9 protein-coding genes are annotated in these 14706 nt (G+C 55.3%); 8 read left to right on the forward strand and 1 reads right to left on the reverse strand.

Annotated elements, in window-relative coordinates; genetic code table 11:
* Positions 1-37: 37 nt before the first annotated feature.
* The 8 genes from J2I47_RS13050 (at position 38) to J2I47_RS13085 (ending at position 14159) form a co-directional block, all read left to right on the forward strand.
* Positions 38-2446, forward strand: coding sequence for an ABC transporter permease (locus J2I47_RS13050; protein WP_207365035.1), 2409 nt, complete (start codon positions 38-40; stop codon positions 2444-2446).
* A 187-nt stretch (positions 2447-2633) separates the two neighbouring features.
* The gene (locus tag J2I47_RS13055) at positions 2634-2972 is read left to right on the forward strand and encodes a PadR family transcriptional regulator (protein ID WP_207365036.1); all 339 of its coding nucleotides are present in this window, start codon (positions 2634-2636) and stop codon (positions 2970-2972) included.
* Positions 2973-2984: 12 nt separating this feature from the next.
* Complete coding sequence (locus J2I47_RS13060) at positions 2985-5579, forward strand: ABC transporter permease (RefSeq protein WP_207365037.1); 2595 nt, start codon at positions 2985-2987, stop codon at positions 5577-5579.
* Positions 5580-5717: 138 nt separating this feature from the next.
* Complete coding sequence (locus J2I47_RS13065; RefSeq protein WP_207365038.1) at positions 5718-6053, forward strand: PadR family transcriptional regulator; 336 nt, start codon at positions 5718-5720, stop codon at positions 6051-6053.
* Positions 6050-8674 (forward strand): ABC transporter permease, encoded by a 2625-nt coding sequence (locus tag J2I47_RS13070; RefSeq protein WP_207365039.1) that lies wholly within the window; start codon positions 6050-6052, stop codon positions 8672-8674. Before J2I47_RS13065 ends, J2I47_RS13070 begins: the two co-directional genes overlap by 4 nt.
* Before the next feature lie 351 nt (positions 8675-9025).
* Entirely contained in the window at positions 9026-11425 is a 2400-nt protein-coding gene (locus J2I47_RS13075; RefSeq protein ID WP_207365040.1) for an ABC transporter permease, read from the forward strand.
* Between the two features lie 13 nt (positions 11426-11438).
* The gene (locus tag J2I47_RS13080) at positions 11439-11732 is read left to right on the forward strand and encodes a hypothetical protein (RefSeq protein WP_207365041.1); all 294 of its coding nucleotides are present in this window, start codon (positions 11439-11441) and stop codon (positions 11730-11732) included.
* Between the two features lie 21 nt (positions 11733-11753).
* Entirely contained in the window at positions 11754-14159 is a 2406-nt protein-coding gene (locus J2I47_RS13085) for an ABC transporter permease (protein WP_207365042.1), read from the forward strand.
* Positions 14160-14188: 29 nt separating this feature from the next.
* On the opposite strand, the gene J2I47_RS13090 is transcribed toward J2I47_RS13085, so the two are convergent.
* On the reverse strand, positions 14189-14638 hold the full coding sequence (locus J2I47_RS13090; protein WP_207365043.1) for a hypothetical protein: 450 nt from the start codon (positions 14636-14638) through the stop codon (positions 14189-14191).
* Positions 14639-14706: the final 68 nt, after the last annotated feature.

The following is a 14706-nucleotide window of genomic DNA, read 5'->3' on the forward strand; positions in this document are numbered from 1 at the left end:
CGTACCTTGAGCCATCACTCAACTACGTACCGGTTTTATGCTCACGAACTACCTCAAACTTGCCTGGCGGAATTTGCTGTTTCACCGTTTTTATTCGCTGATCAACATCGTTGGGCTGGCCGTGGGTATCACTTTTGCCGCCCTGATCGGGGCCTACGTCTGGACCGAATACCAGGTTAATACCGACCTGCGCCACGCCCCCCGGCAATACCTCGTGCAAAGCCGCTGGACCGACGCCAACCAGGGTATGCCCTTAACCACGCTGGCCCCCATGGGCGCGGCCCTGCGGGCCAACTACCCTGCGCTGGTGGCTAACTATTACCGGTTTCACGGGGTCAACGCGACCATCTCGCGGGGTACCAATCACTTCCGCGAGTCGATCCAGATCGGCGACTCTACCCTGCTGACTATGTTTGGGTTTGACCTCCTCCACGGCGACCCGCGCACGGCCCTGATCGCGCCCAACGCCATCGTGATTACGGCCGATAAAGCCCTGAAATATTTTGGCAAAACCGACGTGCTCAACCAGTCGCTGACCGTAGAGACACCGCAGGCCGGTAAGCGCGAATACCTTGTCACAGGCGTGTTGAACGCACTGCCCAACAACTCCGTCTCGCACCTGCTGACCGAGGTCAACGAGGTGTTTATGTCGGCGGGGAGCCTGGCCAGTTTCGGGGCCGATTTCACGGTGTGGGCCAACCCCTACATCGTCACCTACGTAGAGTTGCAGCCGGGCGTGTTGCCGGGGCAATTGCAGGGACCACTGGCCCAACTCATCAGGACCAATACCCCGCCCGAAACGCAAAAAAACCTCACCGCCTACCTTACGCCCCTCACCGACTACTACCGCCAAAGCAACAATGGGCTGGTGGCGCAACTGATCGTGACGCTGCTGGCGGTGGCCGGGTTTATTCTGCTCATGGCCGTGGTCAATTTCGTAAACCTGTCGCTGGGCAGTTCGTCGACGCGGCTGCGCGAAATCGGGGTCAGAAAAGCCCTGGGCAGCCTGCGCTGGCAGCTTACGGTGCAATTTTTGCTCGAAGCCCTAGTGCTTACGGCCATCGCTACGGGGCTGTCGCTGGTATTGTACGGCCTGTTTCGTCCCTTGTTTATCGACGTGGTAGGCAAGGCTATTCCGCCGTTGTGGGGACTGCCGTGGCTGTTTTTTGCGGGGCTTCTGGGACTGATCCTGCTTGTGGGTATGCTGGCGGGGGGCTACCCCGCCTTATACCTGTCGGCCTATTCGTCGGTCGATTCGCTGAAAGGAAAACTGCGCTCGGTGCGCGAGGGAAGTCTGTTTCGGCAGGTGCTTATTACGGGGCAGTTTGCCGTTGCCATTGTGGTGTTTGTGGGGGCGGTGATCGTGTCGCGGCAGATTGCGTTTTTCTTCACCAGCGACCTGGGTTTCACCAAAGAATCGGTTCTCACCATCTCGTCACTCCCCCGCGACTGGTCATCGGCGGGTGTAACCCGAATGCAGGCCGTCCGCGCCGAGCTGGCCCGGCTGCCGGGGGTGGAATCAGCCAGTTTGTCGTTTGAAATTCCGAACGGCAACGTGGGCAACAGCGTCAACGTATACCGCCCCGGGCAGGATTCGACGGGGGCCGTTGGCATGAAATCCATGACTACAGATGAATCTTTTGCCGCTACATACGGAATCAAGATGCTGACTGGCCGCTACTTTAACCCGGCCGGAATGCCTCAGGATTCAGGCGGTATAGTACTCAACCAAACCGCCGTCCGCCTGCTGGGTTACCCCACGCCCGCCGCCGCCGTCGACCAGTCCGTACGCGTCTACGGTAGCCCGCGTCTGTTCCGGATTCTGGGCGTAGTGGCCGATTTTCACGTTGGTACCCTCCACGAAGCCATCGGTCCGGTGGCTGTAGGCCATACACAAAACCTACCCATCTACCGGTTTTTTTCGTTTCGCCTGTCCCCCGGCAATCCCCGCGCTACCATTGCCGCGCTGGAACGCACCTGGCGCGCCCGCTTCCCCGACGCCCCTTTCGACTATGCCTTTATGGATCAGACGCTTCAAAGGTTGTACCAGTCGGAACTCCAGTTGGAACAAGCCGCTTACCTCGCCACCGGGCTAGCCCTATTTATTATGCTGCTGGGTGTGGTGGGGCTGGTATCGCTGAGCGTGGCGCGGCGCACGAAAGAACTGGGCGTTCGGAAAGTGCTCGGAGCCTCGGTGCCGAACCTGGTTAGTCTGTTTTTGCGCGAATATGTCTGGGTGATCCTGCTGGCCAATGCACTGGCGTGGCCCCTGGCCTACTGGCTGCTGTCGGGCTGGCTGGCCACCTACGCCTACCATGCGCAGCTAACGGCCTCGCCCTTTGCGCTGGTGGGTATATCGCTCACCTTGTTAACGAGTATGGTCGTAGCCCTACAGGTAGCTAAAGCGGCCCTGACAAACCCGATTAAGGCGTTGCGCAGCGAGTGAAGGCAGTATAACCCTTACAGGTTTTAAAACGGGCTTGACTAACTCTATAAGGTTTGTAAACTCTGTCCGGCCATTGTCCAGAATCGGACAGGTTGATTTATTGCAAAACGCCCTTACAACCACGTAGGGGCGTTTTTTTACGTTGGCACCGCATTTGATCGGCATTATCGTATAAAATCAAGGTGTTATGAAGCGAGCGTTTTTGGGTGAGTTTGAAGAGATCGTACTACTCACCGTAGCCGTGCTGGACGAGGCGGCATACGGCGTAACCGTGACGCAGGAAATCGAGCAGAAAACGGGCCGGGCGGTGGGGTTTAGCACGGTACACACTACCCTGCAGCGGCTGGAAGAGAAAGGCTATTTAGCCTCTCAGATGGGCGGGGCTACAGCCGAACGAGGCGGGCGCCGGAAACGGTTTTTCACTCTCACCGCCACCGGCCGCAAAGCCCTGGTAGACGTGCAGCAGGTACGTACCCAACTCTGGGAAGCCCTACCCCCGCAAACGCTCCAACTCATGGGGTATTGATTCGTCCACGCCATGAACCAACACTCGCAACCGCCGCGCTGGGCCACACGCCTGCTCCACTGGCTGGGTCACCCCGACACCCGCGAAGAAGTCGAGGGCGATTTGCTCGAACTGTACGCTCACTGGGTCCGTACCCACGGGCCGCGAAAGGCCAACTGGCACTATACCCTTAGCGTGCTTCGGCTGCTGCGACCACTGGCCAAATCGAGACACGTACCGGAATACACAACCCCGTTTTTACTCAGCCCTGATATGTTACGCAATTATGTAAAAATCGCCTGGCGCAATCTGATTCGCCATAAAGTCTACTCGGCCATCAACATTGGCGGGCTGGCGGTGGGTATGGCCGTCGCCATGCTGATTGGCCTGTGGGTTTGGGATGAATTGTCGTTCAACAAATCCCATCCGCAGTATGACCGCATTGCGCAGGTACTGGAAAATCAACCACTTGAAAATGGGACTCAAACGTTCGAATCGCTTCCGTTTCCGCTCTCTACCAAGTTACGCAGAAGTTATGCCAGTGATTTTAAGTACGTGGCCGTGGCCGTTCCTATGGACATAACCCTGGCTTACAATGAAAAGAAACTCACAAAAAATGGCCGCTTCAGCGAAGCGGCATTTCCTGAGTTATTGACATTGACCATGCTGAAAGGCAGCCGGAAACTAACGGACCCAACCGCTGTACTCCTCGCCCAATCAACGTCGAACGTGCTGTTTGGTGCTGAGGATCCAATAAATAAAATCGTTGATACTGGCGACCGGCGGATGGCAAAAGTGACCGGCGTTTATGAAGATCTCCCGCGCAATTCACAGTTTAATGGGACAGCCTTCATCGCTCCATTCGCGCTATTAGCGACCTCATCGCCCGGCATCATGACAAACTGGAAAAGCAGTTCGTTTCCAATCTATGTCCAGCTCAATCCAGCCAGTCGTTTCGAGCAGGTTTCGGCAAAAATCAGCCATGTACTTTATGAAGGAAGTAAAGACCCGGTAAAACCGACGCTTTTCCTGTGGCCGATGCGCCAATGGCACTTATATGCCGATTTCAAAAATGGCGTAGCGGGCGGTGGGCGTGTTCAATTTGTCTGGTTGTTCAGCATCATTGGTATTTTCGTGCTGTTGCTGGCCTGCATTAATTTTATGAACCTCAGCACGGCCCGCTCCCAAAAACGAGCTAAAGAAGTCGGTATCCGCAAAGTGGTTGGTTCGGTACGGGGTCAATTAATTAGTCAGTTTCTAAGTGAGTCGGTGCTGGTTGTTGCTGTCGCCTTCATCCTCTCGATGGGGTTGGTTTGGCTTTCTTTGTCCTGGTTCAACCAGCTGGCCAACAAGCAGATGGCTATGCTATGGACCGAGCCACTTTTCTGGTTGGCCGCATTCGGATTTAGTCTATTCACTGCGCTGATTGCCGGTAGTTACCCGGCATTTTACTTATCGTCTTTCCGTCCGGTCAAGGTGCTGAAAGGTGTCGTTCGGGTTGGCCGCCTGGTGGCTTTGCCGCGTCAGCTGCTAGTGGTCCTACAGTTTACCGTCTCGGTCACGCTGATTATCGGCACGATCATCGTTTTTCGGCAGATTCAGCATGCCAAAAACCGCCCTATCGGTTATAATCGGAATGGGTTAATTGCCATCAACACAAGTTCGCTGGGCCGCTATGATGCGCTCCGGTTGGATTTGCTTCAAACCGGAGCGGTAGTCAATATGGCCGAATCGTCAAACCCAACGACGGATGTCTGGTCATCGGCCAATAACCTAGACTGGCGGGGCAAAGACTCCAATCGGCAGGCCATGTTTGGCACCGTTTCCGTATCAGAGGATTTCGGAAAAACCATTGGCTGGACAATCAAAGAGGGGCGTGGCTTCTCCAGGAAACTCACGACCGATTCGCTCGCATTTGTCTTCAACGAAGCCGCCGTTAAGTTGATTGGTATTCAGCATCCTGTGGGTGAAATCATTCGCTGGCACGACAAAGAGTTCACCGTCATTGGCGTCGTTCATGATCTGGTTATGCAATCACCGTTTGAGCCAGTCAAACCAATGGTTTTTATGATGAACAATGAGCGGACGATGAATACGATAACGATTAAAATAAACCCCGAACAGGGCGCTGGCGAAGCCTTGGCTACGATCAGGGCCGTGTTTCAAAAGTATAATCCCACTGTTCCTTTCGACTACAAATTTGCTGATCAGGAGTTCGCCACCAAGTTTTCCGGCGAGGAGCGCATCGGCAACCTCGCGAGCATCTTCGCCATCCTTGCCGTTTTTATTTCCTGCCTGGGTTTATTCGGACTGGCATCCTTCATGGCAGAAGCGCGCACGAAGGAGATCGGTGTTCGTAAAGTATTAGGGGCTAGTGTAGTGAATTTGTGGAGTCTGCTTTCCAAAGACTTCGTAGTGCTGGTTGGTATTGCCTTCTGTATTGCCACACCAATTGCCTATTATTTCCTTAATAACTGGCTCCAACAATACCAATACCGCACCGAAATCACCTGGTGGATTTTCGTCGTGTCGGGTCTTGGGGCGTTGGGGCTTACCCTGCTGACAGTGAGCTACCAGAGCATACGTGCGGCCCTGATGAACCCCGTGAAGAGCTTGCGGAGTGAGTGAACTGTCCGGTTGGTGTCCAGAAACGGACAACTGGCATGATGGATTCTGACGCAAAACAGGCGTTTCTAGCTCAGAAACGCCTGTTTTGCGTTTTTGGTCGCTTATTTGCTCAGCAAAAATGGAAGTAATACACCAGCCATGAAACGGACGTACCTGGGGGAGTTTGAAGAGATCGTGCTGCTGCTTGTGGCGGCCCTCGACGGCGAAGGCTACGGCCTGGGCCTCACCCACAAAATCAACGAAGAAACCGACCGCGCCGTGCGGCTCAACCAGGTACACGCAGCCCTGCACCGTTTGCAGGAAAAGGGCATGGTAGCCTCGCGCCTCGGCGACCCCACGCCCGAACGCGGCGGGCGGCGCAAACTGCTTTTTACCGTAACGGCCTACGGCTACCAGACTTTGCAGGACATCAAAAACTTGCGCACCCAACTCTGGAGCGACGTGCCGACCAGCCCAAACCTCGCCATTGTATGACGCCCCTACCCAAGCCCCCGCGCCTGGCCGACCGACTGTTGGAATGGCTGGTGGCCCCGCACCGGCTGGAAGCCATTCAGGGCGACCTCCACGAAGAATTTGCCTATCAGGTTGGGCGGGTGGGTTTGCGCCGGGCGCAGTGGCGCTACTGGCGCGACCTCCTGGGCTTTGCGCGGCCCTGGGCCGTCAAACGCCTGCCTACTGATTATTCGTCACCGTTTTTTCTTCATCCCGACATGCTCAGCAACTACCTCAAAATCGCCTGGCGGAATCTGGTTCGCCAAAAATTGTATAGCCTCATTAACCTCTGCGGGCTGGCACTGGGCCTGGCAGCGTCGGTGCTGATTTTGCTTTGGGTGCAAAACGAACTGAGCTTCGACAGCTACCACCGCAAGGCCAATACCACCTACCGCGTCACCAATACGCTGAAAGTATCGGGAGAACCCTGGATCTGGTCCAGTTCGCCGCTGGTACTGGGTGATCTGGCCCAACGCCAGATTCCGGATGTAGAACGCATCACCCGGTTCAAGAAACCGTGGCAACCGATCAATTTTCGGGTGCACGATGACATTTTCTCCGAAGAGAATAGTGCCTTTATCGACTCAACCTGGTTTGCCTGTTTCGACTACGAGTTTCTGGCGGGCAGCGCCACCCACGCCCTCGACGAGCCGGGGAGCGTTATCCTGACCGAAAACAAGGCCCGCACCTGGTTTGGCGATCCGCAAACCGCCGTGGGCAAGACCGTGCTGATGGATACTACCCTGCTTACGGTGCAGGCCGTAGTGCGCAATAACCGGCCTAATTCCAGCTTCCGCTACGATGTGCTGGTGCCCATTGCCGCTTCATTCAAATCGGCCGCTGACCGCAAAAATGACCTGGACTGGAACAACTTCAACTACCAGTTATTTCTGCAGCTCAAACCGGGCACGTCGACGGCCAAAATAGGGCAACAGCTTACCCAGTTCTACCGGGCCTACAAGAAAGACTCTACCCTCACAGCCAGTCTATTACCCCTCAAATTCATCCATTTCGAGACCTCGTTTCAGAACGATGAGTTGCCCAAGGGTAGCCGCAACACAGTCTGGATGCTGGGGTTGGTAGGCCTGGTTATCCTTATCATTGCCAGCATCAACTACGTGAATTTATCAACGGCCCTGGCCAGTCAGCGGGCTAAAGAAGTGGGCGTCAAAAAGATTATTGGCGCGGGGCGGGGGGCCTTGTTTGGCCAGTTTCTGATTGAGTCGACCTTGCTCACGGTGCTGGCACTGGGCGTGGCGCTGTTGCTGATTTGGCTAAGCCTGCCCCTGTTCAACGACTTTACCGAGAACCAGTTTTCCCTTGACCTGGGCAATGGTACGCTTTGGCTGCTGCTGTTGGGTAGTGTGGTGGCAACGGTGGTATTGTCGGGGGTTTATCCGGCGGCGTTACTGTCATCGCTGCTGCCGGTGAAGGTATTGAAGGGAGGCAACGTGCTGAGTTTGAGTAACGCCAAGTTCAGGCAGGGGCTGGTGGTCACGCAATTTGCAGCGTCTATAATACTGATAATCAGCACGATGATCATTTTTCAACAGCTGCGCTTCGTGCAAAGCAAGGACCCCGGCTACCAGCGCGACCATGTATTTTGCCTGCAGCTTCCCTTCAGCAAAATGATGTCTGGTACCCGCGCCATTGATGTAATGAAGCGGCAACTGCGCGAGTTGAGTGGCGTGGCAGCTGTGACGTCGGCCAATCAGCCTATTGTCAACAACATGAGTAGCCACAGTGGTAGCCTGAAATGGGCCGCCAAACCCGACGACTTCACACCCGCCGTGTCTCAGTTTTCGGTCGAGCCGGAATTTCGTTCGGTATTCGACCTGAAGCTGACAGCAGGCCGCTGGTTTCGGCGCGACATGCGCCTCGACACGGCCAACGTGATTTTGAACGAAGCCGCCGTGAAATCGCTGGGGTTGAAAGCACCCGTGGTGGGGCAATGGTTTGAGTTTCAGAGCCGCCGGGGCCAGATCATCGGGGTAACGCAGGACTTCAACTTCAAGAGTCTGCACGAAAAGATCGACCCCATGGTGCTGTTTGATGCCCCCGGCTGGCACGCCTACATCTTCACTAAAGTCAACCCCGGTGCAACGGAGCGTGTACTGGCCGACGCCGAGCGAATCTGGAAAGCCAGCTATCCCGACAAGCCTTTCAAGTACACGTTTCTGGACGACAGCTTTGCTCAGCTTTACAAGACCGAACAAAAGGCGGGGCAGTTGTTCAACGTCTTTGCGGGCATTGCCGTGCTGATCTCCTGCCTGGGTCTCTTCGGTCTGGCTACGTTCTCTGCCGAACGCCGCCACCGCGAAATTGGAGTACGCAAAGTACTGGGTGCCAGTGTGCAGAACATTGTGGCGCTACTCAGCAAAGACTTCCTGAAACTGGTGCTGGTGGCTATCGTGATCGCCTCGCCGCTGGCCTGGTATGCCATGAACCGATGGCTGCAAACCTTTGCTTACCACGTGGCCATGCCGTGGTGGGTCTTTGTGCTGGCGGGTCTGCTGGCGGTGGTTACGGCCCTGCTCACGATTAGTTTCCAGAGCATCCGCGCTGCCCTGACAAACCCCGTCAAGAGCCTGCGGAGTGAATAATAAACCTGTCAGGCTTTTTTCAACCTCATAGGTTTACTACCGCGTCCCGAAACAGCCCTAATACGGGCTGTTTTGCCTTATTCCAATTTCAGCACAGCCGGGCCAGGCTTCGTAATCCGGTTCTGATTTTCAGCCCGATAAGTCGTACCATTTCGGACGAAATCCTGTCCATTTTCGGACATCATTTGGTCGGTTTAAGGCCGTTTCTCGCCAGGAAACGGCCTTTTTTGTGCTGGCACGGCTGTTGAGCCTGATCATGAGAAACAAGAGATGAGCAGTAAGAGACAAGATTCCCCTGGAAACGTTTTGTCTCTAGCCTCTTAAATCTTGTCTCTTACTGCTCATCTGACCATGCTCCACAATTACATCAAAATAGCCCTGCGGAACCTGCGTCGCTCGCCGCTCTACAGCCTGCTTAACATGGGTGGACTGGCCCTGGGCATGGCCTGTTGCCTGCTCATTGCGCTCTACGTACACGACGAGTGGAGCTATGATCGTTTCCACGCCAACTACCCGCACATTTATCGGCTCTGGGAAAAACAGAAACAGGCCGACGGCCTCTTCGACGTGGCCGTGACGCCGGGTCCACTGGCGCCTGCGCTGGCCAGAGATTTTCCCGAAGTGGTGCAGACCACCCGCGTGGGGCGCTGGGGCGGGGTGTTGACCCAGGGGAAGCAATCACTGGAGGCCGAGCAGATGCTGATTGTCGACCCCACGTTCTTTAGCCTGTTTAGCTTCCCGATGCGGCTGGGCAACGCCAAAACGGTTTTCCGGAACCCTGATGAAGTTATCTTCAGTGAAGCCATGGCTGAGCGCTTTTTCGGCTCAACCTGGCAAAAACAGTCGTTGGTGGGTCAGGTAATCACCTTCAACGGAAAGGATAATCTGACCCTGGTGGGCATTGTTCAAAATTCACCCAGCCGGTCACACATACAGTTCGACGTACTGTTGCCCTACAAATGGCTGGAGCAAAACGACGAATGGAGCAAAAAGTGGAACAGCAACAGCTACCATACCTACGTACAGCTGCGGGCAGAGGCAACAGGCGCACCCATCAATCCAGCGGCCTTCGCCGACAAAATCAGGAACGTGCTGAAACGGTATGATAATGGCAACGACAAACAACTTTTCCTGCAACCCCTGGCCGACATTTACCTGCGTTCTACCTTTTCGTTTGAGAGCGACTGGGGCAAGCGCAGCAGCATTGGTTATGTGCGCATGTTCATCGCCGTGGGTTTGATTGTGCTGCTCATTGCCATCGTCAACTTCATCAATTTGGCCACGGCGCGCGCCTCACAGCGGGCCAAAGAAGTGGGCGTACGCAAAGTGGTGGGTGCGCAACGGGGGGCATTGGTAGGGCAGTTTCTGGGCGAAGCCGCGCTGGTGACGGCTGTGGCCGTGGGGCTCTCGCCGTTGCTGGCCGAAGTCTTTTTGCCCCTCTTCAACGACATCGCCGCCAAGACCCTGACCATTCCCTACCAGCTGCCCATTTTCTGGGGCATCCTGCTGGGTATCCTGTTACTGGTGAGCCTGTTGGCGGGAGTTTATCCGGCATTTGTATTGTCGTCATTTAAGCCGGTCCGGGTGTTGAAAGGAGCCATGGTGGGGCACTCGGGGCGTGGCTTTCGGCAGGGGCTGGTGGTGGGGCAGTTTGCCCTGGCAACGGCCTTAATCATTGGCACGCTGGTCATTTACAGACAGTTATCGTTTATCCAGAACGCCCGGCTCGGTTTCGATAAATCACAGCTGCTCTACGTCCGGCTCAAAGGCGACCTCAAATTCAATGCACTGGCTTTCCGCGATCAGGTTCGGCAGTTGCCCGGCGTAGCGCAGGTTGCCGTAGCCACCGGCAACCTGGTCGACATTGCCAATTCGGGTAACGTTGAATGGGAAGGGCAGGCACCCAAAGACGAATTTCTGATCACAAACCTGAATGTAGACCAGGGATTCATGGCCACTACGGGCATGTCGCTGGCGGCGGGGCGGAACTTCTCGGCGCAAATCCCCGCCGACACCTCGCGGGTGTTGGGGGCCTATATGATCAACGAAACGGCGGCCAAACGGATGGGCTACACAGCCACCTCGGCACTGGGCAAGCAGGTAAAGTTTTGGGGAATAACCGGTAAGATCGTGGGTGTGCTGCGTGACTTTCATTTCCGGCCTCTGCGGGTGGCTATCGAGCCGTTTATTTTTCGGTTTCAGCCCACCAACCCCTATTTCAACCTGCTGGTGAAAACCCGGCCCACCCACCTGCCACGCACCCTGGCTGCGCTCTCAAACGTCTACAAAAAAGCTGACCCGGCCAATCCACTCTCCTACGGCTTTGTGGATCAGGACCTCGACGCGCAATACCGTTCTGAGCAGCGCACAGGGCGCGTTATTCTCTATTTCTCAGTGCTGGCTATCCTGATTTCGTGCCTGGGTCTGTTTGGACTGGCGGCCTTTACCGCCGAAATCCGCACGAAAGAAATCGGCGTGCGCAAGGTGCTGGGAGCGTCGGTGGGTAGCATTGTGGCGCTGCTCAGTGGCGATTTTCTGAAGCTGGTGGTGGTGGCTATTTTGGTCGCTTCGCCGCTGGCGTGGTGGGGCATGAATACCTGGCTACAGGCATTTGCCTACAAGATCACCATCAGCTGGGGCATCTTTGCCGGGGCGGGCGCACTGGCAGTGGGTATTGCCCTGCTCACGGTGAGCTTCCAGAGCGTCAAAGCCGCCGTGGCTGACCCGGTAAAGAGTTTGCGGAGCGAGTAAACCCTAAACAACTATGTCCTACATCGCTATTCCTATCCCCAACATTCCTGGTAAGCAGGAAATTGAGATTGAGGTGAGTATCAACGGGCAAAAGCAGGCCCTGCACTACCGCGTCGAGCTGTTTTACTGGGCCGACTGCCGGACCGCAACTTTTGACCGCGTAGCGTGCATCCGCGAAATGTTATCGGGCTATGACCAGGACTGGTCGCTCTACTACATTGGCGAACCCACCGACGATTTTGTGCCCATCACCTTCGTGCGCAAGGAAGACCTTACCATTCAACGCCACCTGCGCCAGCTGGCCTAAATTTTTACCATACTATACGTTATGCTTCGAAACTACATAACCATCGCCCTGCGTAACCTGCGCAAAAACCAGGCATATGCCCTTATCAATATCACGGGCCTGGGGCTGGGTGTTGGCTGTGCGCTACTACTATTTGCCCTGGTGCGCTACCATTTTCAGACCGACCGGCACCACGCCAGGTTTGACCGCATTTACCGGATTACGACGCTGTTTAATCTGCCCGACGGCGCATTCCATACCCCCGGCGTACCAATGGTTTTTGGCAAGACCCTCCGCACCGATTACCCCGACATAGAACAGGTAGCCATGCTCGACGAGTGGGAAGACCCCATGGTGGCCGTGGCGGCAGGCGGGCAGGTCGACAGGAAGTTTAAAGACAGTCATACGAAAGGTGCTTTTGTCGAACCCGCCTACTTCAACCTGTTCGACTACACCTGGCTGTCGGGTGGCCCTGCCGACCTGAATCAGCCGGGCACGGTGGTGCTGGAAGCCAAGCTGGCCAAGCGGTATTTTGGCACGACAAACGCCGTGGGCAAGACCCTCAAACTCGACGCCCGCTACCCCGTTCGGGTGGTCGGTGTCTTTGCCGACTACCGCGACAACACGGACTTTGGCTACACTATTATGCCTTCCTGGGCATCCTGGGAGGGTATGCACGGCCAGAAGATGCTCGACGATTTCAACAATATCAACAGCAGCACCCTCTGCTTTGTCCTGCTCAATAACCGCTTTACCGCTGCCAACTGGGCGCAGCAGATGTTGACGTTCGTGAAAAAACACAAGAACGCTGAAGGGGCCGCCGTTACACGCTGGTCCATGCAACCCCTGGCCGACGTTCACTTCTCGACCGAACATGGTGGGGTAAGCCGGGGGCTACTGGCGTCGTTGTTCGCCATTGGCTTGCTGCTGATTGGTACGGCCTGCATCAACTTTGTGAACCTGGCTACAGCGCAGGCGCTGAACCGGTCGCGTGAGGTAGGCGTGCGGAAAGTGCTGGGCAGCACGCGGGGGCAGTTATTTAGTCAGTTTTTGGGCGAAACTACGGTGATTGTATTACTGGCTACGGCGGCAGGACTGCTCATTTTCAGCTACGGGTTGCAACTGACACAAACCTATTTGCACGGCGCATTCAGGTTTACCTTCTACTTTGAACCCGCGCTTATAGCCTGGCTGGGCCTGATTCTGCTGGGTGTGGTGCTGCTGGCGGGGCTATACCCGGCGCTGGTGCTGGCGGGTTTCAAGCCTGTGGTAGCGCTGGCGGGCAAAATCACCTCTCGGCAGGCAGGGGGTTTTGCGGTACGGCGAGGGCTGGTCGTAGCCCAGTTTGCCATTTCGCAGGTGCTGGTGATCGGGCTGGTGGTCGTGAGCAGTCAGTTGGCGTATGTGCGCAACAAAGACCTTGGTTTCATCCGGCACGCTATCCTGACGGTTCGGTTGCCGTTTGTTCCACAGCAGGACCTGACCAAAATGCGGACGTTTAAACAACTGGCGCAGGCCCTGCCCAATGTGCAGAAGTTTAGTTATTCGATGAGTGGTGCGCCCCAGTCGGGCTGGGAAAGCAACACCCAAATTCAGTACGACACGCGCGCTGAAGAAGAGAAATGGCAGGTGCAGCAGGCCCGTTTCGATGCGGATTACGTCGACCTCTACGGCCTTAAGCTGGTGGCCGGCCGTAACATGCAGCCCTCCGACACCGCGCGCGAAGCCCTTGTCAATGAGACTTTTGTCCGGAAAATTGGCGCTAAATCACCCGCCGACGTGCTGGGCAAATTCATTCATCAGGATAGCAGCCGTCGCAACTACGAAATTGTGGGTGTGATGAAAGACTACAATCAGTTATCGCTGAAGCAGGAGATCAAGCCGTTGTTCATTACCACGCGGGCCGCCAACTATTATGCCGCCAACATCCAGGTACAAACGGGCAATTTCCAGCAGGTAATCAGTCAGCTGGGAGCCCTTTACAACCGCGTATACCCCGACAGCTATTTTGATAGCCGGTTTGTGGACGATGAGATTGAAGAAAGATACCAGGAAGAGCAAACGATGGGCAAGCTCGTCAACTTCTTTGCGGCCGTGGCCCTGCTGATTGGCTGTATGGGTTTGTATGGTCTGGTACTGTTCATGGTGTCGCAGAAGACCAAGGAAATTGGCGTACGGAAGGTGCTGGGAGCCAGTATGGGCAGTATTCTGTGGCTGTTTGGGCGGGAGTTTTCGCGGCTTATTGCTATCGCGTTTGTGCTGGCCGTGCCGGTGGCCTGGTGGGTAATGCGGGGCTGGCTTCAAACGTTTGAATACAAGATCAACCTTGGCCCCGGCGTCTTCGCGCTGGCGCTACTGGCCACCGTTATAGTAGCCGCCCTCACCGTCTCGTTCCAAAGCATTCGCGCCGCGCTAATGAACCCGGTAAAGAGTCTGCGGAGCGAGTGACCATAAACCTGTAAGGTTCCCTTCTAACCTTACAGGTTTAAAAACTGCGCCAAATCCAGATCTAACAACGCTGAGAATGAACTGGTTGTAGCCACGCCACCATCCCCTTTGCAATAACGAAGCCACTCATTGGTTTTGTAGTTATAAACAAAGCCTTCCATAATTCCATACAGCTCAGCATCAATTAGTTGTATTACTTTTTGCAGGTCTTCCTTCTGCCCTTTCGAATGACAAACTTCAATGATAATTGGCGTTTCGTCGGTTGTATTGTTGCAAAGGGAGAGGTCTGGTACCGGACTGGCTTTCCCCTCATCGAGCATTGTTTCAGGCAGGGGTTCAAGACTAATGCTGTGCTCTTTATAGTACAAAATTCCCAGTCCGGTGGTAAGTTGGGCAATAACCCGCTGATGGATAGCGGGAGCCCAAACAACCTGATCGTCATGCACAATGGAGGGGGTTGTTACCGGAGGGAAATACATATGCGTTTATAAACTTGACATAAACAAAGATAGCTAAACACAGGACATGCTCCTACCTCACTCTGACC

It is taken from the genome of Fibrella rubiginis (assembly GCF_017353185.1).
Lineage (GTDB): Bacteria > Bacteroidota > Bacteroidia > Cytophagales > Spirosomataceae > Fibrella > Fibrella rubiginis.